The organism is Methanobrevibacter sp., from assembly GCF_030539555.1.
In the GTDB taxonomy this organism is placed as follows: Archaea; Methanobacteriota; Methanobacteria; order Methanobacteriales; family Methanobacteriaceae; genus Methanocatella.
This window is the reverse complement of the sequence record NZ_JAUNXX010000004.1, coordinates 13661-39934: the sequence shown is the minus strand read 5'-3', so window position 1 is coordinate 39934 and position 26274 is coordinate 13661. Positions and strand designations below refer to the sequence as shown.

At 35.9% G+C, this 26274-nt stretch carries 27 protein-coding genes and 1 pseudogene; 9 read left to right on the top strand and 19 right to left on the bottom strand.

Going from position 1 to position 26274, the window contains the following annotated elements:
* Positions 1-948 carry an ABC transporter ATP-binding protein gene (locus Q4Q55_RS01965; protein ID WP_303371136.1) on the top strand — a complete coding sequence of 316 codons (948 nt, stop codon included), beginning with the start codon at positions 1-3 and terminating at the stop codon, positions 946-948.
* A gap of 1 nt (position 949) precedes the next feature.
* The gene (locus Q4Q55_RS01960) at positions 950-1567 is read left to right on the top strand and encodes an ABC transporter ATP-binding protein (RefSeq protein WP_303371135.1); all 618 of its coding nucleotides are present in this window, start codon (positions 950-952) and stop codon (positions 1565-1567) included.
* Positions 1568-1594: 27 nt separating this feature from the next.
* On the opposite strand, the gene Q4Q55_RS01955 is transcribed toward Q4Q55_RS01960, so the two are convergent.
* The 18 genes and pseudogenes from Q4Q55_RS01955 to Q4Q55_RS01870 all read right to left on the bottom strand — a co-directional run bounded on the left by Q4Q55_RS01955 (position 1595) and on the right by Q4Q55_RS01870 (position 19343).
* Entirely contained in the window at positions 1595-2959 is a 1365-nt protein-coding gene (locus tag Q4Q55_RS01955) for an MATE family efflux transporter (RefSeq protein ID WP_303371134.1), read from the bottom strand.
* Positions 2960-2991: 32 nt separating this feature from the next.
* On the bottom strand, positions 2992-4002 hold the full coding sequence (locus Q4Q55_RS01950; RefSeq protein ID WP_303371133.1) for a virulence RhuM family protein: 1011 nt from the start codon (positions 4000-4002) through the stop codon (positions 2992-2994).
* 183 nt (positions 4003-4185) lie between these two features.
* The gene (locus tag Q4Q55_RS01945; RefSeq protein ID WP_303371132.1) at positions 4186-6675 is read right to left on the bottom strand and encodes a cation-translocating P-type ATPase; all 2490 of its coding nucleotides are present in this window, start codon (positions 6673-6675) and stop codon (positions 4186-4188) included.
* A gap of 18 nt (positions 6676-6693) precedes the next feature.
* Positions 6694-7068, bottom strand: coding sequence for a helix-turn-helix transcriptional regulator (locus Q4Q55_RS01940; RefSeq protein WP_303371131.1), 375 nt, complete (start codon positions 7066-7068; stop codon positions 6694-6696).
* 110 nt (positions 7069-7178) lie between these two features.
* Entirely contained in the window at positions 7179-7628 is a 450-nt protein-coding gene (locus Q4Q55_RS01935) for a hypothetical protein (RefSeq protein ID WP_303371130.1), read from the bottom strand.
* Positions 7629-7649: 21 nt separating this feature from the next.
* Complete coding sequence (locus Q4Q55_RS01930; RefSeq protein WP_303371129.1) at positions 7650-8114, bottom strand: DUF2124 domain-containing protein; 465 nt, start codon at positions 8112-8114, stop codon at positions 7650-7652.
* A gap of 168 nt (positions 8115-8282) precedes the next feature.
* Positions 8283-8441, bottom strand: a complete 159-nt coding sequence (locus Q4Q55_RS01925; protein WP_303371128.1) for a hypothetical protein — start codon at positions 8439-8441, stop codon at positions 8283-8285.
* Between the two features lie 22 nt (positions 8442-8463).
* Positions 8464-9009, bottom strand: a pseudogene (locus Q4Q55_RS01920) (RNA-guided endonuclease InsQ/TnpB family protein); the annotation flags it as partial.
* A 179-nt stretch (positions 9010-9188) separates the two neighbouring features.
* Complete coding sequence (locus Q4Q55_RS01915) at positions 9189-9659, bottom strand: helix-turn-helix domain-containing protein (protein ID WP_303371127.1); 471 nt, start codon at positions 9657-9659, stop codon at positions 9189-9191.
* 167 nt (positions 9660-9826) lie between these two features.
* Positions 9827-10054, bottom strand: a complete 228-nt coding sequence (locus tag Q4Q55_RS01910; RefSeq protein ID WP_303371126.1) for an isoprenylcysteine carboxylmethyltransferase family protein — start codon at positions 10052-10054, stop codon at positions 9827-9829.
* Positions 10054-10233, bottom strand: coding sequence for a hypothetical protein (locus tag Q4Q55_RS01905; RefSeq protein WP_303371125.1), 180 nt, complete (start codon positions 10231-10233; stop codon positions 10054-10056). Before Q4Q55_RS01905 ends, Q4Q55_RS01910 begins: the two co-directional genes overlap by 1 nt.
* A gap of 146 nt (positions 10234-10379) precedes the next feature.
* The gene (locus Q4Q55_RS01900; protein WP_303371124.1) at positions 10380-12638 is read right to left on the bottom strand and encodes an ABC transporter permease; all 2259 of its coding nucleotides are present in this window, start codon (positions 12636-12638) and stop codon (positions 10380-10382) included.
* Positions 12639-12856: 218 nt separating this feature from the next.
* Positions 12857-14395 (bottom strand): hypothetical protein, encoded by a 1539-nt coding sequence (locus Q4Q55_RS01895; RefSeq protein WP_303371123.1) that lies wholly within the window; start codon positions 14393-14395, stop codon positions 12857-12859.
* Between the two features lie 199 nt (positions 14396-14594).
* Positions 14595-14924, bottom strand: coding sequence for a hypothetical protein (locus Q4Q55_RS01890; protein ID WP_303371122.1), 330 nt, complete (start codon positions 14922-14924; stop codon positions 14595-14597).
* Positions 14909-15946, bottom strand: coding sequence for a hypothetical protein (locus Q4Q55_RS01885; protein WP_303371121.1), 1038 nt, complete (start codon positions 15944-15946; stop codon positions 14909-14911). Before Q4Q55_RS01885 ends, Q4Q55_RS01890 begins: the two co-directional genes overlap by 16 nt.
* A gap of 122 nt (positions 15947-16068) precedes the next feature.
* On the bottom strand, positions 16069-16290 hold the full coding sequence (locus Q4Q55_RS01880; protein ID WP_303371120.1) for a hypothetical protein: 222 nt from the start codon (positions 16288-16290) through the stop codon (positions 16069-16071).
* Between the two features lie 74 nt (positions 16291-16364).
* Positions 16365-18569 carry an ABC transporter permease gene (locus tag Q4Q55_RS01875; protein WP_303371119.1) on the bottom strand — a complete coding sequence of 735 codons (2205 nt, stop codon included), beginning with the start codon at positions 18567-18569 and terminating at the stop codon, positions 16365-16367.
* Between the two features lie 69 nt (positions 18570-18638).
* Positions 18639-19343, bottom strand: coding sequence for an ABC transporter ATP-binding protein (locus tag Q4Q55_RS01870; RefSeq protein ID WP_303371118.1), 705 nt, complete (start codon positions 19341-19343; stop codon positions 18639-18641).
* Between the two features lie 145 nt (positions 19344-19488).
* On the opposite strand from Q4Q55_RS01870, the gene hisA reads away from it, so the two are divergent.
* The 5 genes from hisA to pyrI are packed head-to-tail and all read left to right on the top strand — an operon-like array spanning position 19489 to position 22728.
* A complete protein-coding gene (gene hisA / locus Q4Q55_RS01865) occupies positions 19489-20226 on the top strand; it encodes a 1-(5-phosphoribosyl)-5-[(5-phosphoribosylamino)methylideneamino]imidazole-4-carboxamide isomerase (RefSeq protein ID WP_303371117.1) in 738 nt (245 codons plus the stop codon).
* A gap of 4 nt (positions 20227-20230) precedes the next feature.
* Positions 20231-20695, top strand: a complete 465-nt coding sequence (locus tag Q4Q55_RS01860; protein WP_303371116.1) for an adenylyltransferase/cytidyltransferase family protein — start codon at positions 20231-20233, stop codon at positions 20693-20695.
* 14 nt (positions 20696-20709) lie between these two features.
* Positions 20710-21732 carry an N-acetyl-gamma-glutamyl-phosphate reductase gene (gene argC, locus Q4Q55_RS01855; RefSeq protein WP_303371115.1) on the top strand — a complete coding sequence of 341 codons (1023 nt, stop codon included), beginning with the start codon at positions 20710-20712 and terminating at the stop codon, positions 21730-21732.
* Positions 21733-21747: 15 nt separating this feature from the next.
* Entirely contained in the window at positions 21748-22242 is a 495-nt protein-coding gene (locus Q4Q55_RS01850) for a flavodoxin domain-containing protein (protein ID WP_303371114.1), read from the top strand.
* Between the two features lie 6 nt (positions 22243-22248).
* Positions 22249-22728, top strand: coding sequence for an aspartate carbamoyltransferase regulatory subunit (pyrI, locus tag Q4Q55_RS01845; protein WP_303371113.1), 480 nt, complete (start codon positions 22249-22251; stop codon positions 22726-22728).
* A 55-nt stretch (positions 22729-22783) separates the two neighbouring features.
* Here the strand turns inward: pyrI and Q4Q55_RS01840 are convergent, their stop codons facing one another.
* Positions 22784-23998: a GMC family oxidoreductase N-terminal domain-containing protein gene (locus Q4Q55_RS01840; protein ID WP_303371112.1), complete on the bottom strand. Its 1215-nt coding sequence runs from the start codon at positions 23996-23998 to the stop codon at positions 22784-22786.
* A gap of 122 nt (positions 23999-24120) precedes the next feature.
* On the opposite strand from Q4Q55_RS01840, the gene Q4Q55_RS01835 reads away from it, so the two are divergent.
* Both Q4Q55_RS01835 and Q4Q55_RS01830 read left to right on the top strand, forming a co-directional pair.
* On the top strand, positions 24121-25491 hold the full coding sequence (locus Q4Q55_RS01835; protein WP_303371177.1) for a TldD/PmbA family protein: 1371 nt from the start codon (positions 24121-24123) through the stop codon (positions 25489-25491).
* Positions 25491-26048: a TIGR00296 family protein gene (locus tag Q4Q55_RS01830; protein WP_303371111.1), complete on the top strand. Its 558-nt coding sequence runs from the start codon at positions 25491-25493 to the stop codon at positions 26046-26048. Before Q4Q55_RS01835 ends, Q4Q55_RS01830 begins: the two co-directional genes overlap by 1 nt.
* Positions 26049-26274 lie beyond the last annotated feature (226 nt).

Here is a 26274-nt window from a genome sequence, read left to right as displayed (position 1 = left end):
ATGGAGAAATTATTAGATGTTGAAAACGTATCGATTTCATTCATTCAATATACTAAAGGTTTAAATCAAAGAGATTTAAAAGTTATCACCGATTTAACTTTAGATATATCCGAAGGAGAAATACTGGCAGTACTGGGCTCAAGCGGATCTGGAAAAAGCCTTCTTGCACATGCAATATTCGGAATACTGCCTGAAAACGCAAACCTAAACGGAAAAATAAAATACAAAGGAAAGGAATTGTCACAAGCAGATAAAGAGGCGATAAGGGGAAAGGACATAGTACTTGTGCCCCAATCCGTGAACTTCCTTGATCCTCTGATGAAAATATCCGACCAGGCAATCGGACACACCGAAAGTGAAGAAGAGAAAAAACAAAAAAAGCAACAGCAAAGGGAAATCTTTGAGCATTATAATTTAGGTCCCGAAGTGGATGGCATGTACCCCTTCCAGCTATCCAGAGGAATGGCAAGAAGAGTACTCGTCTCAACAGCACTACTGTCTGATCCAAAACTCGTCGTAGCAGATGAGCCAACACCAGGACTGGACGAAAAAACAGTACAGGAAACATTAAATCACTTCAAACACATGAAAAAAGACGGAATCGGAGTACTCCTAATCACACACGACATACACGCCGCACTGGAAGTAGCAGACAGAATAGGAATATTCTACTCAGGATACGTAATCGAAATAGCACTGAAAGAAGACTTCACAGGAGATGGAGAAAACCTGCTCCACCCATACACCAAAGCACTATACAAAGCACTGCCTGCAAACGGATTCGAACTGACCAAAGGCCACCAACCACTACACGGCGAAATACCAAACGGATGCCCATACTACGACAGATGCGAAATGGCATTCGACAGATGTAAGAGTGAACGGCCTCAACTTATCGGCATAGGAAATAAAAAAGTCAGATGTTTTAAATATGAGGAAGGTGCATAAGATGGAACTTATTGGTTCGAATATTTCATTTAAATACCCTTCAGCTAAAAACTACATATTAAAAGATATAGACATATATCTGGACAATAATAAAGTAACCGGTTTAGTTGGAGATAGTGGAAGCGGGAAGTCAACATTGTGTAAAATTCTTTCAGGCCATGTTCAAAAATTTGATGGTAGAGTTACTTTAAACGGTGAAGAACTCCCAAAAAAAGGGTTTTGCCCAGTACAGTTAATTTACCAACATCCTGAAAAAGTTATGAATCCAAAGTGGAAAATGGACAGTGTATTAGGCGAATCATGGGAAGTTCCAGATGACCTTCTTGAGGACTTCGGTATTCAGAAATCTTGGCTTACCAGATTTCCGCAGGAACTTTCTGGAGGAGAACTGCAAAGATTCTCCGTTTTGAGGTCACTAAATCCTATGACAAAATTCCTAATTGCTGATGAAATGACAACAATGCTGGATGCAATAACACAAGTACAAATCCTGGATTCCGTATTAAAGATAGTTAAAGAAAGAAATATGGGATTTCTGCTTGTAAGTCACGACATGGATTTGGTAAATACAATATGTGACGATGTAATCTATCTAAAAGACATAAACAAAGTTGATTAATAAGGGAGCGATCTCTTATTATTCATTCTATTTTTTCAAAAGCTTTTTAATCTCCCAATCAGCCCAGATTAAAGTAATATTATTTGAAATTATTTCACCTAAAACAATACCCATCCATGCTCCCCATACACCATAATTCAAAACAACACCTAGTAATACAGCAAAGAATATTGTAAATCCTGTTTCCCTCATGATTGTCTGAAACATTGCAGTTATTCCTTTACCGAGACCCTGGAAAACATAAGTTGAAGCTACACCAACAGCCATTGTAGGATAATATATTACAATCCAAGCCAAAAAACTTGTAAGTTCAGAAGCTATCCTTACACTGCTTCCACTGGAAGCGAATATTGAAGCGATATCTCCGGCAAACACATTGGTCAGGATTGCAACCGCAAAAGCAAATATTATTGAGATTTTCATTGCATGCCTGTGGGCGATTTGAATGTTTTTATAGTTTTTGGCACCGTAATTTGCTGCAATGACACTGATTAGGGCTGTTCCGATAGCTAAAATTGGAGTTGTTCCTATAATTACAATCCTCCATCCTGTCGAATAAACAGCTACAGAATCTGTTGATGATAAAAACGCAAGAAGTGCAGAAAAGACTGCTGCAAAAAACGCATTGTTTAAAAGCTGGATACTTGCGGGAAGACCAACTTTAATAATATCAAACCCGATTTCCTTTTTATATTTGAAATTAGATAAAACCGGCTTCAAGTAAGTGTCATTTTTAATATAAAACCAATAAAGCAAAATCAGAATTACAGAAATTGCTGATATTAATGTTGCAATGGCAGCTCCTTTAACTCCCATATTTAACGTATAAATAAAAATAGGATCAAGAACCATGTTCAAAATAGCTGATGCAATCATAGCATACATCGGCCTGGTCGAATCTCCTTCACCTCTGTAAATTCCATAAAGAGCATTTGAAAGGATTATGAATATTGAGCCCAAAACAACTATATTTCCATAATCTGTTGCATAAGAAATGGTTTGATCTACACCCATTGCATTCAATATTGGAACAAGCAAAACAAAAAGAGAAACAGTTATTATAACTGATGCGATAATATCAATTAAAATAGAATGAATGGATGCATTATCCGCCTTCAGTTTATTGTTTTCGCCTATATATTTTGATATTGCAAAAGCAGAACCTGCTCCAAGGCCGTTGCCGAAACCTATTAAAATCATAAATATTGGTGTGAAAAACCCAACACCAGCAAGTGCATCGGCTCCCAAACCGGACACCCAAGCCGCATCGATAAGATTGTATAAGCTGGAAATGAGTAATGAGATAATTAAAGGTATAGACATGCTTATCAATGCCTTTTTTGGATTTCCAAGCATTATGTCTACACTATTTGAATTATCATTACTTTGCATAAGTAAATATTAAAATCTATTCAAATATAAAATTACTTATTTAATAACTTTCTAGTTTTTTCTTCAAATTCATTATAATCAGACTTGTATAATTTATCCTGGATTGGTCTGAACTTGTCAAATTCCCCTTTGACAAAATCATTGATTTCTTTGCGACTAATTTCTCCTTTTCCCTCCAATATCTGATAACCAACAAAATCCAGGAATTTGTCCAATTGATTTGCCCAATCTTTCATACTCATAGGGATTTCCCGTGTTGCTTGAAGTTCGGCAAAATTGAGATACAATTCTACAAGTTTGTTGAGTTCAGCCAATTCCTCTTCAGTCAAATAATTTTTAGCAATTTTAGTATCACTCAACTGTATTTTACCTTCAGGAGAATGCTTCCAGGAGGTTAATCCCATATTCTCCTTATCACTACTTGCACGATTTCTGATTATTTCAGGAGCAGTCATTCCAGATATTGCATAATGAAGTTTGTTTTGAACTTTTGCATAGAATTCTCTAGTAATTTCAGCATTTTTGTTATAATCATGACTAGTTGCATACAAATCCGTTAGTTTTTCATAGAACCGCCTTTCAGAAACTCTTATCTCACGAATTCTTTCAAGCAAATCATGGAAATAGTCTTTTCCAAATCTTGAACCATTTTTCAACAGCTCATCATCCAATACAAAACCTTTAATGATAAATTCCCTTAATACACCAGTGGCCCAAATTCTGAAATGTGTTGCGTTTTTGGAGTTTACTCTGTAACCTACAGAGATAATTGCATCGAGATTGTAGAAATTTGTATTATATTTTTTACCATCTGATGCAGTTATTTCCATTTTGGAAACAACTGAATTTTTAATTAATTCCCCCTCTTCAAAAATATTTTTCAAATGTTTACTTATTGCAGGAACTTTTACATTAAACACTTCAGCCATTGTTTTCTGAGTTGCCCACATAGTCTCTCTTTCATGGTCTATGATAACATCCATAGACACTTCACCTTCTTCACCAACATACAATAAAGTCCTTGTTATCTCATTTTTATCCATTTAAAAACCTCTTTTTAAATTTATCAAATAATAATCTATTAATTCATTGAGTTTTCATTATGATAAGCTTTTTGTAATAAATAAAGATAATATTACAATGTGAAAGCAATATTACAAACTAAAATCAATTTTATGAAAAAAATATTGAAAAAAAGAGGTTTGAAAATTAAAAAAAAAGAGAGATTAGAATAGTGGGTCTTTCACCATTCCAATTCTAAATGAGTTCAATATAACCAAAAGGGTTAGCCCCAAATCACCGAAACCGACAGACATCATCAATGTGATGATACCTAAAACCGCAAGCACTACACACAGTAATTTTACTGCAATCGCAACAGAGATATTTTCCTTAATGATTCTCATTGTTTTACGGCTTAATGCAAACAAATACGGAAGTTTTGATATGTCATCCTGCATCAGCGCAACGTCTGCTGTTTCAATAGCCACATCTGAACCTGCCGCTCCCATCGCAATACCTATGTTTGCACGTGCCAGAGCAGGAGCATCGTTTATTCCATCACCAACCATTGCAACATCACCGAATTTGTTTCTGATTGTATCCAGGATGTTCAACTTATCTTCAGGCATTAAATTAGAATAAACATAGTCAATTCCGATTTGTGATGCAACGCTTTTGGCTGCAATTTTGTTATCACCGGTAAGCATGACGGTCTGCACCCCTTGCTCTTTTAAATCTGCAATAACTTCAGATGCATTATCCCTTATCTTATCAGATACAGTAATTATACCCAATACCTTTTCTGCATTTCCAACGAATATCAGGGTCTTGCCTTCAGCAGAGTATCTGTTAATGTCTTCTCGTGAGATGTCAAAGCCGGATCCTTCAATCAGTGATTCGTTTGCGGCGTAGAACTGTTCACCGTTAATGCTTGCTACAATTCCCTTACCCGGAACGTTTTTAAACTCTTCGATACTGTCAAAAACAATGCTGTTTTCATCAGCATAACTGACAACTGCCTGAGCAATCGGGTGGGAAGACTGGAATTCAAGAGAAGCTGCAATTTTAACAACATCCTCTTTGGAGTATGCATCATCGAGAACTTCAACATCACTCAGTTCAAGTTTTCCTTCTGTTAATGTACCAGTTTTATCAAATATGACTGCTTTTACATTACGCATTTCTTCAACATAGGTACTTCCTTTAATGATAACACCGTTGCGGGTAGCTGAAGTAATCGCAGAAACCATTCCGACCGGAGTTGAAATTAAGAATGCGCAAGGACATGAAATTACCAAGAGTGAAAGAGCCTTGTAAACCCAGTCAGTCAAGTTTTGGCCAAACAGCAATGGTGGAACGAATGCTACGATAGCCGCTGCAACCATCATGATTGGAGTGTAGTACTTAGCAACTTTTTCAACCAGAGATTCTGTTTCAGACCTGTTGAGCTGTGACCTTTTAACCAGAGTTACAATCTTTGAGATGACTGAATCCTTAGCTGCGGTGGTTACTTTAATTTCCAAGTATCCGTCCTCATTAACAGTTCCTGAAAAGACACTGTCACCGACTTTCTTTAAAACAGGAACACTTTCACCAGTAATGGAAGCCTGATTGATTGAAGATGAACCCAAAATGACCTCACCGTCCAACGGCACCTTATCACCAGGTTTAACGATGACAATATCACCTATGTTTACTTCATCAACATTTCTGATTTCTTCTTTGTCTTCCACCTTAACTCTTGCAGTATCAGGGGCAATTTCAACCAGCGATTTGATTGATCTTTTCGCCCTATGTTCGGCATAGTCTTCTAAAAATTCTGCAATATAGTAAAGGAATGTTACTGCTGCACCCTCTTCAGGATGACCTATAATAAAAGAAGCGACACATGCAATGCACATTAACATTGCAGGTCCGACAGTGTGTCTTTTGACTAACGAATTATAAGCCAGAATTGCAATTTCATAACCTGCAATTACAGCACCAATCATATACACAACAGTAACAACTGTTGGAGAAAATGATAAGAATTCCAAAATATGACCAAACAGGAATAAAAGACCGCTTGCAACAATGATTTGAATAGGTCTGTTATAAATTAGAGGTTTTCCTTCTGCAAGCAATTCGCCATCTCCGTGGCTATGTTCATGACCATGGTCATCGTCATCTGCGCAATCAGGACAACCACAAAGGCTGAATTCAACATCATCTGCGTGGTCATGGTCATGGCATCCGCAATCATCATCCGTGCATGTATCCTCTTCATGACTATGCTCATGATTATGCTCATGCTCGTGACCATGATGAACGTGATCATGATGCCCATGTCCATGCTCATGCTCATGATTATGCTCGTGACCATGATGAACGTGATCATGATGCCCATGTCCATGCTCATGCTCATGATTATGCTCATGCTCGTGACCATGATGATTGTGATCAGGATGCTCATGGTCGTGGTCGTCATCTGCACAATCAGGACAACCACAAAGACTTATATCTACGTCTTCATCATAATCAATCTCTTCTCTATGATCATATACACTTAAATCAGTATTTTTTTGAAAATCTTTTAATAACTGTTTATTATAATGATTAGAATCTTCACAGTGAATATATTCACATTTTGGGTCAAAACAGATGTAATTGTAATGTTTTGGATTGCGGCAGTTTTCATCAGCGCAATCTGAATCATAACATCTATTTTCCACCATATTATCACCAATTAAAAATTATTCTAATATATGTTCTAGACCTACTTTGTAAATCATTTCAATGTGTAAATCTGTCAGTGAATATCTTGCCATTTTTCCTTCTTTTTGGTATTTGACAATATTGTTTGCACGCAATATTCTTAACTGATTTGAAACTGTTGTCTGGTTTAATTCCAGTGCTTCACAGATATCGCATACACATAAATCTTCAACACAAAGCAGTGAAATAATTTTTAATCTTGTTGGATTTCCAAATATTTTAAAAAATTCTGATAAATCAGAGTATTCATCTTCTGAAGGCATCCTCTCTTTTACACGGGCAACTGCATCTTCATGTGAATCGAATACTTCACATACATCATCATTTTTATTTTCAAGATTATCTTTTTTCATTATCATCACATATATTATATATTTACATATTATGATATGTTTATGTATTTAAATGTTGTCATATCATGATATTGTGATATGTAATTGTCAAAAAAATAAACTAAGACCCATTACGCCTGAAGGTAATGAATCTCCTGACCCATGTATTTTACGTCTTCGACCAGTAAAATATCTCTAGGGTACTTAACATCTCCTAAAGAACGGTTTTCAATAATTTTACAATCAATGAACTCGTCTATATATGCATCAGTGACATATATTGACTCGAGTTGAGAGGCATCTTCTTTACTCATCACAACAAATGAACCGTTTGAAAGAAAAACATACCTTGAACTTAATGATTCCATCCATTTCAAAGTATCATTGTCATATCCTTTATAACAATCAAGAGTTTTAATGTCCTGAATAATCGCCCCCAAATCCTTTGGACCTTCAGAGGACACATTTAAACTAGTCTTATTTATGTCGTCAGTTGAATTGACATCTGTGGAATAAACCGAAACCAACGACAGAATAGCCAGAAGCAAAATTACAAATGCAATAGCTGTCTTTTTTTTCATTTGAAAACCCCTTTAAAGAAATTATTTTTTAACAACACCAATCAATGTTCCGTCGATTATGCAGTCAAAATCGATCTTGTCAAGCCAATCTGCTTTGGTGAACATGTCCATAAAACAAACTCCGATAATCTGCCCGTCTTCCTTTAGAATTTCCTTAATTAAGTCATTCAGCTCATCAGTATCGACGTCGTATTTTGGCATGGACAGACCACCCAACAATACAACAGCATCAGAGCCATGGGGATCAGACACTTCGTCCTTTAAAACCATAGCATATGGTTTAGACTCAAATTCATGGCATTCATCAATATCCAATAAAGGTATGAAATGAGTCTCCTTATCTCTAACGACATAAGAGAGAAACTCTGCAAATGGAGTGCAAACGCTAGGAGATCCAATGAATGTGATTTTTTCGGCATCTCCCACCTCTTTTTTAAATGTGACTAATTGTCCATTTAAACCTTTCCAGTCATATACATCTTCCATGGAAATCACCATTACTATTTCTATCATTATAATTTAATATCATTTTCGCTGAAAACATGGATTAACTTTTAACAGCATATCCTGCAGACAAGAAGTTTAAGCCACCTGCAAGACCTACCAAACTCCTATCAAAAACTCAACAAATATCATTAATCGGATTGATGAATCCTATGCATACAATAGTATCCTACCCATACCAACACTCAACATATCCTCAATAATATTATATGATGCTGTTATAAGCATGGAGATTATTATGGGAATGACTAACTTTTTGATAGCTATTTCTGGCTCTCCTCTCATTAATTTTACGTTTTTGTTATCCATAATCACTCATAATTTTGTTGAACTACCTCGAGCTGTGGAGCTCGAGGATTCTTACTTCACGGGCTGTAGATGCTAATGCTTCTAGGATTACCGTTCTATCCCCCCAGTCCCTGAGGTTCACTAAATTTTCATGATATATTCTCAAACCTTCCAACAGTATGTTTTTTGATGCATTCACGTCCCTGTCATGGTGTGCTCCGCATTCGGGGTATGTCCATTCTCGTTCTTCTCTTTTGAGATTTTTATTGTAGTATCCGCATTGGTGGCATTTTTTGCTTGATGCAAACCATCTGCTGATTTGAATGAATTCTTTACCATACCATTGTGCTTTGTAGTGTATTTTGTCCACTAATGATCTTAATCCTATTTTTTGTAGTTTGCTGCTTTGATTCTGGTCTTGGAACATTTCTTTGATATCTAAATCTTCCATGCAGATTATATCATAAAATTTTACTATGTAGTGGCTTAGTTTATGGTATGAGTCTTTTATTTTATTATTTTTTTTGTCTATCCATTTCCAATATGTTTTTTGGACTTTCTGGTATCGGTTACTGTTGTATTTTTTTTCTTGAGAGTGTTTTTTGGTATTTTTTTATCATTTTGTTCTCGTAAGTTAGGTCTAAATTGGTTATCTTTAGTTCGTTGCTTAGAGTTGCTAATGTTTTTAATCCCAAGTCAATTCCCACGCTCAAGAATGTTTTATCAAAAGACTCTACAGGCATTTCAACATTGAATACAGCATAATATTTACCATTCTGTTTTTTTTATTGTGACATTGTTTATTTTGATTTCATTGCTGTTCAATATTCTCTTGTATTCCTTACTTGTTCGATAATATATTGATCCGATTTTAGGCAGAACAATCATGTTGTCTTTTATTTTGATATTATTATTGTTTTGTATTCTGAATGATTGTTTATGGTGTTTTTTAGATTTGAAACACGGATAACCGGCACCTTCATTGAAAAACTTTTTAAAAGCATTCAATAAATCACGATAAACCTGCTGCAAACTACTAGACTCACTGCGATAGAGAAAGTCATAGCTTTTTTTAAGCATATTTAACATGGTGTTGAAGGTAGTCATATTGCACTTTAAACGAGTATATCCATTTTGTTTAAACAATTTATATGTCTTCTGGTACTCATCCAAGAGTTGATTCCAGGTGAAACGAGCATTACCAATATTTCTGATTAAGAACATTGACCATGTCCTCACCAGGATACAACCTCACCACCAAACCTTTATTTACAATCATACACTTATTATATAAACCAATCAACACATATAAAAAATCAGCAAGAGAGCACATGAAAAGTAATCATACTCTCCCCATACAGTGCAATTCATCCTCGACTTAAAGAAATCGAGGCATTCTTGCATTATTAAGGTAAAAACCTATCAGTATTTTTCACATAATCCTCATAATCTTTTCCGAAATCTCTTTTGAGACGTTGCTCCTCTTTTTTAACTTGGACATTTATTATCAAAACTTCAATCATGAAAACAATTAATGCTCCTATTGAAAGTAATGCCGCAAACACTCCAACGTGATAAATGAAAACCCCTAGAAGCATCGGATTTCTGCATATTCCATAAGGTCCTTGAGTCATCAGAAAAGTTGTTCTCGGTACGACTTCATGATTGAATGCATCAAAGGGATTGCCCTGACCAACCTTTTCATATAAACGATTGACCCAACACTTAATCCGATTCCTACAACTGCCAATATGCTAAATATAACCCATCGAATTAAAGTAATTTCATCCAGATTTGGACTTGCGGAGACCAAATACATCACAAATGGAATTCCAATTATGAAAATGACCAAACCTTAAAAATAACCTACGAAATCCTTATCATATCATCACCATTTAATTATCTGACATCATATTAAATATTAATATTCGATTGATTGAAACAACAGCACTTCCGTAATCATTCAACATCTTTTAGAGCTTCAACCATGTTCAAAACATTGATTTTATCTGAAAACAATAAATTGACCGCAATTGATATTGTAAATGTTATGAAAGCAGACAGAAGTATGTTTCCCCAGGTTAAAGTTGGAATATAATAAAGGGAATCTCCTGCGGCATTCATCATCAATGTCATGAAATAAAATCCAAGTGGAATTCCTAAAATAAATCCAATAGCCGTAAAGATTATGTTTTGAGTTAAGAGTAACTTCCTCAAGACATTTGTCTTAAATCCCAAGACCTTTAGAGTTGCGATTTCCCGCTCCATTTCTGTGAATGATAAAATGCCCAGATTATATAAAACCAGAATTGCCAGTGCCACGGCAACAAATGTCACCACATAAACCATCATCATTACGGATGTTGTTATTTGGTCCCAGCTTTTTTTAAGGCCGTCAATAGTTGAAACGGATTTGATGGAATCGTATTTTTCACAGAATTTGTCTTGGGTTATAATGTTTGTTGGTGTGAAATTTAGACCCTGGTCTTCCAATGTATCCGGAGACATAATCAAACCTTGTGAAACCGGTTCGGAATGGATTTGACCTATTTTGGAACTTACCCATTCATCACTTCCAACAATATGCCAACGAATCGTGTCTCCTATTGATAAATTAAACCTCTCAGCAAGTTTAGCGGATATTGAGACATCCCCTTCATCAATCTCAATCGGATTTTTATTATCATCAGTATATGAAATCAGATCAGTGTTATTTGAAACCAAAAGCGTTACCGTGTCTTCCATGTCATTAGCTTTAATTTCAATTGACTGCTGCATGATAAAGCTGCCGTTTGTATAATTTAAAATATAATACACTTCCAGAGGATTAGCTTCACTTGAAAGCAGTAGCTTTGATTCAAAATGACTGATATCATCATATTCCCATGTTTTTAAATCCTCCATGCAATCATTCATGCCGAATGCCGCAATCAAAAGTGCGACACACCCCATAACACCCACTATTGCCATTAATGCGCGGAACTTGTTTCTTCTTGCATCACGCCAGTTCCATCGAAGATTAAAACTTAAATGTCTCCAAAGTCCTGATTTTTCAATGAATGTATTTGAAGAAGTGTTAGGGGCTTTTGGTCTTAAAGTGTTTGCAGGATTTTCCTTTGAAATTCTTCTACATGACAGATACGTGACAAAAACAGATGAAACAACCAGCAATGCTGCCACGTAAATAAAAATCATGTCAAATCCAGGATTCCAGCTTGGCATGCTGTAGGTAGCAGCCATTGTCGGATAAAACATCTGCGGAATTATCATAGGTCCGGTAATCAATCCCAATATGGCTCCAGCCAGAACCGGCCAAAATCCATAAGAGACATAATGCAGGATTATTGTTTTATTCCTATAACCTACAGCCTTCAGTATTCCAATTTGAGTCCTTTGATGTGTCACAATCCTTGTCATTGTTGTGAGGAGCGTTAGAAACGTTACTAAGATAAACACTATTGGGAAAACGTCCCCAATCATTTTGTGCTGTGCCATTTCATCGGAAAATTTGGCAACACTAATCTGGTCTTCCTTTTTGGTGAATGACAAATAGCTAATTGAATCATCCAGCTTGTCCTTAAAATCATTGTCGGAGCAGTTGTATTTAACAAGTAACGTATCATATTCCAAGTCATTAGGATATGCATCATGTGAAAGATAAGCAAATCCGATTTGGGAAAAATCAGGAGTCAATGAATTAGGGGATGATTCATAGATGTATTCCGGAGAATATCCTATCCCTTTGATTTCTTTTGTAATTTCCAAATCATTGAATTTGAAAGTGATATTGTCCCCAATGTTTAAATTTCGCTCATCTGCAAAACGTTTATCCATCCATACTCCAGATGCATCCGAAGGGTCAAATTCATTTCCCTCCTCAACATAAAATTTCGATATCGTTGCATTTTCAACAAAGTGCAGCCTGATATCGGGCTTGTTTTCAAGATCCGCCACTGACTGAATAACTGCCTGCCGATCTGTTTGTGTTGAAAATTCATTTATTTTATCCAATGATGGGTCATCAAAAGTAGTATTGTAAATCCAGCCATCAGCCATATTGGTTTGGGCATAATAGTCATTGGAAGTTTGCACAAGGCCGTAATACTCACCGTATATTCCGCAATAAGCAAAGATGCCTAAAAATGCCATTAGAAATATCGCAATGAACTGTGTCCTGTTGATTTTAATATCCCTCAGCATTTTTTTAGACAGTGACATATTATAATATTAGAAAAACGAAATATAAAAAGTTACACCAAAATGATTAAAGAGTTCATTAAAATGACTTTGTTGAGCTTAAAATGCCATATATTAAATGTTGAACCGCATTGACATTGACTGTTTAGTTAAAACTATGATATTTAAAATTAAAATATATATGAATTTAAAAAAAATTAGAAATTAAGAGGAATCAATCCCCTTAACAGAAACATACTTTAAGATACTATAATTGTTGTACCTGAATGCTCGTGAGAAGTTGTCCTTCCGCACTGTGTACATCTATAGAATTCTCTGAACAGCACTTTTGTAGTGCTTGGTTTATATGCCTTGGAAGCCGGAATGTACTGGACAGTGTATATTTTTGTTGCAACCTTCTTGAAGTAGTGGACTACCATGAATTGGGTTCCGAGATAACCCAAGTTGGTAGGCAGGTAAAACTTAGCGATTCCATATCTATTAACATTGACTGAATCTATAATTTTAACTTTACCTCCAGGAACAACTTTACCGTCAGCAGTTCTTACAAATACATAGAACGGTGTTTTGGCAGCCTGAATACTACGATAATAGACATTCACTTTTTTAAGAAGCAATTTGGTTGCATATCTTTTCATGGAGATGACTTTTGCAGAAGCCTTTTTAGGACTGACAAAGTTCTTTCCAGCAGTGAATTTCGCATAATAGTTGAATATTTTAGATTTAGGCAATGTGACCTTTTTGGTTGCCACACCGTTTTTTACAGCTACCTTGTAAGTCTTACCGTTAAATGCAAATGTTACAGTACCCTCTTTGACATTTTTGCCTTGGCTTTTTACAGTCACTTTAAGAGTTACAGCCAATCCTTCATAATATTTGATAGGAACAGCCTTAACAACTACATCAGATTTTTTAATGGTTGCTTTTTTTGTAACTGCACTGGCCTTTATATGGCTAACATCTGAAGAATATACAACACTCCATGTTCCGATGCCAACAGGAGGAATGAATGAAAATTGACCTTTATCATTGGTTGTATAATATTTTGTTACGGTATCCTTCCCCTTGGAAAAGACCACTTTTATTTTAGCATACTTGACAGGTGAGCCTGTATCCTTATCCTTAACTGTAACAAACATTTTTTTACCGGAATTGTAATATTGATTATAATCTGTAGCAGTTATTTCTGCATTTCCACTGACTTTTAAAGTCGCAGAATCCATAACCACATTATCATAAGTATTTATGGCTTTTAAAACATATGTACCTGGAGCAATTGATCCTGCATTGAACTTAAGGTAACGATATCCTGATGCAGTGTCAGAATCACTTGCAACAGTACCCAAATTAACAGGAGATGATTTGGAAGTACCTCCAGGATATAGTACAAACTTGAAATTATATGCCGCCCATGACCCATAAATTGGAGAATAGGCAGTATAAGGAGTTAAGTAATACCTTACATTTCCACCATTTTTTCCAGAAATTTCATAACTATCTTCAAGATTTACAGAATACAAATTAGAATTAGCATTCATAACTGAAAGGATATCACTTGATTCTGCTTTAGCTAACGAAGAATCATCATCATTGCTGGCCAATACGTCTTGACTTTCAGCGTCATCACTTACCTCTTCGCTAAGAGAAATCGCTACATCATCCACATCAGCATCAGTTGCTACAACGTCAGTCACGTTGTCGGCCGCGCTGACGGATGATATCGTGCAGATACTAACCAATAATAGGATTAGTACCAAAACTGTTTTTTTCGCATACATATTTTCCCCTTTTAAAAACTAATTAAATGATAGGTAAAACATACCTAATGATAGTTAATCTATTTTAAATGATATTAATAATTTGTTAAAAATTACCCAAAATGGAAAAAATAGATGTCTTACGGCAAATTTGACCAAAAATTCAAACTAAAAAAAATAAGATATTAAGAGGAATCAATCCCCTTAACATAAATATAATTTAAGATACTATAAACACTCTGCCGTCAGAATGCGCATGAGAGGTTGTTTTTCCACATGAAGTACATCTATACAGTTCTGTATATTTTATTTTTGCAGCACTGGCTTTGAATTGGATAGTGGAAGGAATGTATCTGATGGTGTATAATTTAGAAGCTGCCTTTTTATAGTAGATTGTGGAATAGAATCCATTCATTCCCGCATAGGTCATGTCCATAGGCAAAGAGATTTTAACCAATCCATATTTATTGAGCTTATAATTATTACCATTAATCTGCAATATTCCTGTATTGACTATCGCACCAGTGGTGGTTCTTACACCCACATACATGGATAGGAAGCTGTGGAACGATAAGCAGCTACATTTCTAGCGAGTATTTTAGTAGCATATCTTTTTAGTGATACTGCAGTTGCATAAGTCTTTTTAGGACTGTTGAAGTTGCTTCCTTTAAATATTGCATAATATCTGTATACTTTTGATGCAGGCAATGCAATCTTTTTAGTTGCAACACCGTTTTTAACTTTGGCAACGTAAGATTTACCGTTGAGTATGAATGTGACTGTGCCTTCTTTAACGTTTTTGCCCTGACTTTTTACAACAGCTTTAAGAGTTACTTTCAAACCTTCATATCCTCTAACGCCATAAGCTTTAATAGCAACATTGGATTTTTTGACAACAACTTTCTTTTTAACGGATGATGCTTTAATATAACTCATTCCTGATGAGAAAGTGACTGTCCATGTTCCGAAGCCGACAGGAGGTACGAAGGAAATCTTACCTTTGGCGTTGGTGGAATATGTTTTTGTTACGGTCTTCTTACCGTTTGAAAATACTGCATTAATTTTAACGTATTTCAGTAGCTTTCCTGTGACTTTGTCCTTGACTGTGACGGTCATCTTTTTACCGGAATTATAATATGCGCTGTAAGCACTTGTAGGAGTGATTACTTCAGTTCCACTAACTTTTAAAGTTGCCACATCCATTACCTTATCATCATAGTCATTGATTGCTGCCAATACATATTCTCCAGGAAGAAGGAAATTTTTGGCGAATGTGTAAGCATAATATCGGGATGTTCTGTCTGTAGTGCTGTAGAAATAGGTTATATTTTTAACGAAATGCAAATCCTCGTCATTATCCTCTTGATATATTTCAAAATAAAAATTATATGCATAGTACCCATTGACTTTGCAAGGGTCAATATAATAAGTTATTTTCCCGCCAGTTGTTGATGAAATCTTATAGCTATCCTCAAAGTCAATGGAGTAGTCCTTATATGTAACACCATATGTGGATAGAACTTCACTTGATCCATCTTGACTCAACACTGAATCGTTTTCACTACTAGCCAATAAATCCTGACTTTCATCGTCGTTTTCTTCTTAGACAAAATTTGTTTACATCATTAAAAAAAAAAAAAAAAAAATAAGTAAACAAAACTTTAAAAATTAATTGAAAAATCTTCAAAAAAAAGTTAATAGGAACTAATCAGTTCACTGAAAAGCAAAACTGTTTCATCGACACTCATTTCAACGTGTTCGCTTACCTCTTCAAGATTAGCTTCCCATAGAGAAATTTTTCCCATAGGAGTTACCAAAAACCTGAATTTATGGTTTTTCTTAACAAGGTCTGTTTTTAAAAGTGGAAATTCATTCAACAAATCCATATATTTTGACTCGGCAGTAACTTCAATCATCAAATCACCTAATTAAGAGTTTCAAATACTCCCTTTTAAATATTTTGTCACTAAGTGAGTGTGAATAGGAGAACCTACTCACCGCTTTTAAGTGATTCGACCATATCCAATCCCTTGATTTTTCTTGAAAACATCAAGTTTACAATGATTGACAATGCAAAGGTTATCAGTGCAGTCAATATGAAATTTGTAAGGGATATGGAAGGCAATATGTAAAATGAATCTCCAGATGATTCCCACATTACTGCTAAAATAGCATAACCGACAGGAAGACCCAATATAAACCCTATAGCTGTAAACCACAGGTTCTGTGTTAACAGCAATCTTCTAAGGGCGCCACTTTTAAATCCTAAAACCTTAAGTGTTGCAATCTCCCTTTCGATTTCTGTAAATGACAATAAACCCAAATTATAAAGAACTATCACTGCCAAAAGAGATGCGAAGAATATTAAGATGTAGATTAAAAGCCACATTGATTCTGTCAGCTCATCCCAACTTGAAGTCATATCCTTCATTGAATTTGCCGCTTTAACCCCATCATAGCTTTGGTTGATATGCTGTGCTGTGACAATGCTTGTTGGAGTGTAGTTTAAATCCAGATCTTCTAGCTTATCGGCAGACATTATGAATCCCTGTGATATCGGGTCTGCATGGATTTTATCGATTTTTGTTTTAACCCATTTGTCTGAACCCATCATGTGCCATTTTACAGTATCTCCAACTTTAACTCCCAACATGTCAGCCATTTTCTGGGATATTGACACTTCATCATCTGCAATTTCTATTTTGTTCCAGTCATAATCAGTTGGAGTTATCAAATCAGTGCTGTTCAACACCAGTAGTGAAGCCAATTTTTTAGCGTTGTCAGATTCAATTTCAATAGCTCCTTCCATTATTTTATCACCATTTACATCTTCAGCAACACTATCTATTTGAGAATCTGTTGCATTTTCTTCTATCACTAATTTTGAATCGTAATGATTGATTTGATTATATTCCCATTCCTTTAAATCATTCATTCCATCATACATTCCGAATGCACATATCAGAAGTGCACTGCATCCGATGACACCAATGATTGTCATTAGTGCCCTGAACTTGTTTCTTTTGGCATCACGCCAATTCCACCGTGCATTGAATGACAAATGTTTCCACATACCCAATCTTTCAACAAAGCCTGATGAAGAAAGCTTAGGCACTTTTGGCCTTATTGTATCAGCAGGCTTTTCATCTGAAATGCTTTTTGCGGCATAATATGAAACCGCCAATGCCATTATGACCATCAATGCTGCCACATAGACAAAATTCATGCTCCATGCAGGATCCCATGAAGGCATTTTATATGTTGCACTCATTGAAGGATAGAAAAGCTGCGGCAATGTCATCGGCCCAACAATCAAACCTAAAATTGAACCTATCAAAACCAGCAAGAACCCATAGGAAACATAATGAAATATTATGGAACGGTTTTTAAATCCGCTGGCTTTTAAGATACCTATTTGAGTTCTTTGGTGTGCAATTATCCTTGTCATTGTTGTCAAAAGAATCAACATTGCAATCAAAATGAATACAACCGGGAAAATATCGCCCATCATTCTGTGCTGGTCCATTTCTTCTGAAAACTGACTGACACTTGAATGTTCTGACATCGGAATAAATGAGCTGTAATACCCGTCCATATGATATGACAATAAATCTTCATAGTTTTCAGGTGTTCCATCAAATTTAACATTCAAAACGTTATAAGACACATTATCCATTGGAAATGCTTTATAAGACAGGTATGCGAAGCCTATTTTGTTGAAATCAGGAATGACAGATGAAGTGGATGCATGATAAACATATTCCGGAGAATATCCCAATCCTTTAATTTCCTTTTCTATTTCATATCCTTGAAACTCAAAGGAAATGTTGTCCCCAACTTTCAGACCTTTAGCATCTGCAAAACTTTTATCCAGCCATACGCCTTCACTGTCATTGACATCCAATTTTTCACCTTCAAGCAGATAAAACTTGGATATCGTATTGTTTTCCACAAAGTGCAAGGTAATGTCCGGATCATTATCAAAGTCCGCCACCGAATCGACCACCAGCTGCCTTTCCATTTGTGTGGTTGCACCCAAACAGTCAACCTGATATAAAAACAAGTCACTTATATTGGCTGAATAAATCCAACCGTCCGCCAGGTTAGTGTCCTCATAAAAGTTATCTATATTAACTTCAAGGCCTACTGATTCTCCGCCGACACCCGAAAAGACAAAAACTCCTAAAAATGCCATTAAAAAAATAGATAAAAATTGGGTTTTATGCTTCCGGATGTCTCTCAACATCTTTTTGAAAAGCATAGCTCACCATTCCAAATCAGTGACCTTTTGCGGATTTTCATTAACAACAATACTTTCTATCTGGCCGTTTTTGATTCTGATAACCTTATCGGCGGCCTCCGCCAGTATTGCATTGTGAGTTACAATCACGACTGTGGTGTTTTTATTGTTGCTCATATCCTGAAGCAAGTTCAAGATTAACACACCTGTTTTAGAATCTAATGCTCCTGTCGGCTCATCACATAAAAGCATTGTAGGCTGTTTAGCTACAGCTCTTGCAATTGATACTCTCTGCTGTTCACCACCGGAAAGCTGTGCTGGAAATTGGTTTGCATGGTCCTTAAGCCCGACTGAATCAAGAACTTCAAGACCGTTAATGTTCACATCCACAATATCCTTCATCAGTTCAACGTTTTCCAGAGCGGTTAAATTTGGAATTAGATTGTAAAACTGGAAAATGAAACCAACATTTTTAGCCCTGTATTCTGTAAGCCGATTGTCATTGAAGCTTTCAACGTTTTGTCCATTTACAATTATCTGACCGGAAGTTAGTGAATCCAATCCTCCCAACAAGTTCAAGAGTGTTGATTTTCCGGCTCCAGATGGTCCGAGGATTACAACAAACTCTCCTTCATCAATTGTAAAGTTAACATTATCCATAGCTTTTAGGATGTGACCTCCAGATTTATATTCCTTGTTCACATTCTTAAATTCTATAATTGTACTCATCAATATTCCTTCTTTAATTAATTATATATAACTTTGTTTGAAATACTATATAAATTTAGGTATACCTAAATTAATGTTAACAATAACCTATAAAACATCTCAAAACATATAATTATATTATAATAAAATACAGGAAAAATCGTAAATGTCATTTAAAAAAGATGAAATGCTAATCATGCCTGCAGTTGACATCAAAGATGGAAAATGTGTACAACTTGTTCAAGGCAAACCTGGAAGTGAAATGGTAAAAATAGAAAATCCGGAACTCGTTGCTAGCCATTGGCAAGATTTGGGAGCTAAAAACATCCACGTTATTGATCTATCCGGAACAATTGACGGTGAAAGCAGTTTTGAAGTAATCAAAAAAATCCTAAAAGAAGTTTCCATCCCAATCCAACTTGGTGGTGGAATCAGAGATATTGATTATGCTAAAAAGCTTCTGAATTTGGATATTGAAAGAATAATTATTGGAACTATGGGAATTCAGCACCCCGAAACAATAACCGAACTTTCAGATGAATACGGTTCTGAGAGAATTATGATTTCACTTGACAGCAAAGACAATAAAGTCGTGATAAAAGGATGGCAGGAAAAGATTGACAAATCCCCCGTTGAGCTTTCTCAAGAGTTTAAGGAACATGGTGCCGGAAGCATATTATTCACCAATGTTGATGTTGAAGGTCTTTTAGGTGGTTTTTACACACAACCTGTTGAAGATTTAAAGAAATCCGTTGATATTCCAATAGTTTATTCCGGAGGAATAACAACAATAGATGACATTAAGAAATTGAATGAAAGCGGAGTGGAAGGAATCGTGATCGGTTCTGCACTTTATACTAATAAAATTGATTTGACTGAAGCTTTAAAATACCAGAAGAGGTAATTGAATGAAAAAAGTAATGGCAAGCGGTGCATTTGATTTGCTCCATCCAGGACATGGAGTTTATCTTGAAGAAGCAAAGAACCTTGGAGGATACAAATCCAAACTTTATGTTGTAGTGGCTCGTGACTCAACAGTCGAGAAAAGAAAAAGAGTCCCCATCATTGGTGAAAACCAGCGTTTGGAATTGGTTAAAATGTTAAAGCCCGTAGATGAAGCTTATCTTGGTAATGAAGAAGGAGATATCTTTAAAATTGTGAAAGATATTGACCCGGACATTATAGCCATAGGCCCTGACCAAACCCATAACGTTGAAAAACTACAGGCAGAAATTGACAAGAGAGGCCTTAAAGCACGCGTGCAGCGTGTTAAAGTTTACCACAAAGATGAACTTGACAGCAGCTGCAAGATTATTAAAAAAATCAAGAATACCGATTTTGAAGGAAAAATTTTAGATAACTGTGAAGATTAAAAGGAGATTATAGAATGTTTAAAGTGGCAATTATAGGAGCAAGCGGATATACAGGTGGAGAACTATTAAGAATGCTTTTGAACCATCCTGAAGTGGAAATTACAGACATTACTTCAAGACAATACGATGGAACTCCTGCACATAAAATCCACCCGCACATAAGAGATTCAGGACTTGTTTTTAAAAACAAAAACCCCGACGAACTAGATGCAGATGTCGTATTTACCGCAACTCCCCATGGTGCATCAATGAAAATTGTTCCGAAAATCCTAGAAACCGGAGCGAAAGTTGTTGATTTGAGCGGAGATTACAGGTACCGAGACACTGCAGTTTATGAAAAATGGTATGGAATGGAGCATACCGACAGTGAAAACAAAGGCGTGTTCGGACTTCCCGAGTTATACAGAGATGAAATCAAAAAAGCAAATCTCGTTGCAAATCCGGGATGTTTCCCGACAGGTGCAATCCTGTCATCATATCCATTAGTTAAAAATGAATTGGTTGAAAGAATTATCATCGATTCAAAAACTGGAGTTAGTGGAGCGGGAGTTAACCCGTCTGCAACCACACATTATCCGAATATTGCAGATAATGTAAATCCATATAAAATATCTTCACATAGACACATGTCTGAAATTCAACAAGAATTAAAAGGCTTTGAAGGCGTTAAAGTATCATTCACACCGCACCTTGTGCCTGTCATTAGAGGTATCCAAACTACAAGCCATAGCTTTTTAAATGATGAAAATAATGATATCACTCCAGACGAATTAAGAAAATTATATGAAAAGGAATATGGTGAAGAATACTTCATCAAACTTATGGATGATGGGGAAGTGCCTCATTTAAGTTCTGTTAGAGGATCCAACTTTGTTCATATTGGCGGATTTGAAATAGATGAAACCGGAAGAATTGTAATGCTATCCGCTATTGATAACCTTGTTAAAGGTGCATCCGGTCAAGCCATACAAAACATGAACATAATCCTAGGCATTGACGAACAGGCGGGACTGACACACTTTGGCCTTCATCCTTAAATAGGGGATACGAATATGGCGACATTAATAATTTATTATTCAAATGGAGGAACAACCGAATTGGTTGCAAAAACACTGGCTGAAAATTTGAATGCAAGTTTAGTTAAAATTCATGATTTGAAAAATCGTGACGGTTTTAAAAATAGATTATTGTCATCCATCAATGCATTTAGAGAAACAAAAACTGATATTCACCCTGCAAAAATAGACCTGAGCGATTTTGACACAATTTATGTAGGCTCTCCGACATGGGCGGGAAATCCTACCCCTGCAATAATAACAATTATCGACAGATGCAACTTTAAAGGGAAAGATGTTGTTTTATTTGCCACCATGGACGGCAATCGTGGTGAAACCAACCTTGCAAGACTTGAAGAGAAAGTTAAAATGCGTGGAGCCAGAGTTATTGAAAGTTTTGCAATTTCAACAAAGAATAAAAGTCCCGAAAAGATTGTTAATGATACTGAAGCAATAATCGAAACGAAAGATTTAAAAATGTATAAAAGGTAGATTAAATTGAAAAGAGACAAAAAATCCGAATTGAAAATCAAGGCTATTGAAAATGGTACTGTAATAGATCATATCAGCGCCAATAAAGCATTGCACATTCTTAAAATATTAGGTCTTCCGGACAATGAAACACAAAATGTTACAATAGCAATGAATGTCTCCTCCAAACAGATTGGCAGAAAAGACATTTTAAAAATTGAAAATAGGGAATTGGATCACAAGGAACTTAATCAAGTTGCTTTAATTGCTCCTAAAGCTACAATAAACATCATTAGGAATTTTGAAACAGTTAAAAAAGATAAGATTATACTTCCGGACAAAATCACATCAATCATCAAATGTACAAATCCGAAATGTATAACCAACTATAAAAACGAACCGATTACCCCAATTTTTAATGTAATTAATAAATATCCCCCAGTTGTCAGATGCCATTACTGTGAAAAATTAATAAAAACAGAAGATATCGACAAACAGTTCGAATAATCTTCTTATCTATTTTTTTTTGAAAGAATAATAATAGCTTTTTTCATGATTTTAATTAATCTTCCATACCGGATATTAAATAATCCGCCAATCTTTTGGATAACGCCAGGATTGTCAATATTGGAGGTTTTCCAGGAGATATTGGCAATACGCTTGCATCACTGACAAACAAACCTTTTATTTCTGTTTCCTGATTGGAATCGACTATTTTTCCTATAGGTGCGGTTCCGCCGGGATGTGCTCCCCTATAAACTGTTGAACCGATAGTTTTTGGGTCGACTCCCGCTTTTTCTAATATAAAACCTGCTGCAGCTACTCCTTCCGCCAGGCATCTTATATCCTGAATGGTGTTTATTTTTACAACATCTCCATCATCGTCAACATACCCTTTGCATTCATCAGAAGTCTTTACCATGATACTTAAGATATCCTTATCCTCGACAGTTTCATCATCAATATTGCATTTAATGAATGATGAGAAGTGAGGAGACAAAACAAAGTTTTTTCCGACAACCAGGCCAGCCATCTGCACTTCGGTGTTGAAATTGATGTCTTTTAGATATCCTCCAACAGTGACAAACGGGTCAAAGAATATCTCACGGCCGGCATCAATGCCTAGATTTCTTAAAATCAGTGCAGATCCAATGGCTCCGGCAGAGAGGACTACAGTATCTGAAAAAATCGAATGCCTTTCATCATCCTTGAAATAAACAACACCACAGGCAACACCATCTTCAAGTATGACATCTGTAACTTCAGCATCAGTTATTAATGTTGCACCAGCTTCGACTGCTTCATCAACAAAGTCTTTTCCAGACCATTTTGCATCTGCCGGGCATCCGAATGCACATTTTCCGCATTGGATGCAATCTTTTTCACGAATAGCCTTGGGCATCTTAAGGGTGTTCAATCCCAGTTCATGGCCTGCATCCAAAAACAATTGTGTTCCTCTGCCAATATGCGAATCGTCAAGTTGATGCACATTGATTAAATCTTCAACATATTCATAATACTCCGTCAAATCTATGCCGAACTCATGCAATTCCTCATCAAGTGCCCTTACCATATTGGACATGGACACTATTGTAGCGCCCCCAATGCATGTAGCTGTCAATAAATCTACAGAATCATTATAGGAATCATAATAATTAAATGCATCTTTTGATTTTATATAAGGTCCTTTTTCAATAATAGTAACTGGAATATCCTTTTTTGCCAATTCACGAGCAATTATGGCTCCACCAGCTCCCGTTCCAACAATAACAACCATCTAATCACCGAATTTCTTTAATTTTAATATGTCAATTGTTATGTTTATTCTTATCATATAAATAACTTTTATTATCTAGGTAACCATAAATAAATATTAGATTAATATTCATGAGGGATAAGATGGAAGAATATATCGATTTATTTGAAAAAATTATTTCACAAACAATCCCCCAAGTTGATTACATCGACATTAGAGCTGGAATGAGTGACAACACTTCCATACTAATGAAAGACGGCGATGTAGATGAAATTAACACTGGAATGAGCTTAGGAGCAAGAATAAGAGTGTTAAAAAATGGAGCCTGGGGATTTGCATACACCACAGATTTATCTAAATTAAATGACATTACAGATACCGCTATTCAATTATCCAATTCACTTACAGGGGATGTGGAGTTAAGTGAAGCTGAAATCATTAAAGATAAAGTTAAAGTAGACGTTAAAATACCATTTAAAGATATTTCAATCGAAGAGAAAAAAGAGATTATGAAAGATGCAAGCGATGCCGCATCCATTGACAAAGTCAACAGTACCACAGTAAGCTATTCCGATGGCGAAATAAATGAGATATTCATGAACAGCGAAGGCAGCCAAATCCAAACAATCACAAGTAAAGTTAGAATGGCCCTGAATGCATCCGCAACTGACGGTGCAATCATACAATTCGGACATGGCAGCATTGGCGGAGTTAAAGGATTTGAAGTGATTGAAGATACAGACATTGAAGAGTTCGGCAGAAAAATTGGCCAAAAGGCAGTAAGGCTGCTTGATGCCGAAGCAGCACCATCCGGAAAATTCCCTGTAATTGCAGACCCTGAACTGACCGGCGTTCTAATTCATGAAGCATTGGGCCATGCCGTTGAAGGAGACCTGATTCTGCAAAACGATTCCATCCTGAAAGACAAGATGGGAGATATGATTGCATCAGATATAGTAAACATCTTTGATGATGCAAGCCGAAAGGACGGATTTGGATACTACCCGTATGACGTTGAAGGAGTCAGGACAAAACCCAACCAGTTAGTTAAGGATGGAAAATTAATTTCACTTTTAAATTCAAGAGAAACCGCATCAAAATTAGGAATGAAATCCTCCGGAAATGCAAGATCAATAATATCCGACCAACCGATTGTGAGAATGAGCAATACCTACCTGCAACCAGGAGAAAATACCTTTGATGAATTAATCGAGGATATTCCTGATGGAATTTACCTTAAAGGTTCAAGAGGAGGCCAGGTAGATACCGGTAAAGGCATTTTCCAATTCAATGCCGCTGAAGGTTATTTAATCAAAAACGGTGAAATTGCAACACCCCTAAGAGACGTGTCACTTTCCGGAAATATTCTGGAGACTCTGAAAAATATTGATGCCATTGGAGATGACTTTAAGTTAAGCGTGGGATTCTGTGGAAAAGACGGACAAACCGCACCTGTAGGAGATGGCGGACCACACACAAGAATTTTAAATGCACTAGTTGGAGGAATGGGATAATGATAAGCGATAGAGCTGGACAATACTTAGTGGAAATAGCTAAAAAAGCAATAGAACATTATATAGAAACAAAAGAAAAATTAGAACTTCCTGAAGATTACCCTATTGAATTGGATGAAAAATTAGGAGTTTTCGTAACATTAAATAAAAATAATGATTTGAGAGGATGTATAGGATATGCCGAACCGATAGAACCTGCAATAAATGCAACAATCGAAGTGGCAATTGCCGCTGCATTTAACGACCCTAGATTCAGTGCGGTGACAAAGGATGAATTTCAAATACTTAATTTTGAAGTTACAGTGCTTACAAAACCTGAAATAATCCATGTGGCACATCCTGACCAGTATTTTGAAGAAATTGAAATTGGCCGAGACGGACTGATTATTCAAAAAGGATATTCAAGAGGTCTTTTACTTCCACAAGTTGCAACAGAAAATGCTTTTACAATAGAAGACTTTTTAGAACATACATGTATGAAAGCAGGAATTAGTGCTGACAGCTGGATGGATGAAAGCTGTGACGTCTATAAGTTCCAAGGACAAATTTTTAAATAGCGCTACAAATGACGATACCATCGGAAATATCAATTACTTATAATTTGTTCTAGCTTAACAATTCATAAAATCAATAGAGTATTCAATAGTCTAAATTATCTATATCCCCTTCATATGTGATTTTAAAACAATAATCTGGAAAATTAGATTTGAAATATATATTGCAAAACTTTAAATATGGATGATATAAACAGATTCATATTTATACCAGCCATTTGAAAAAATC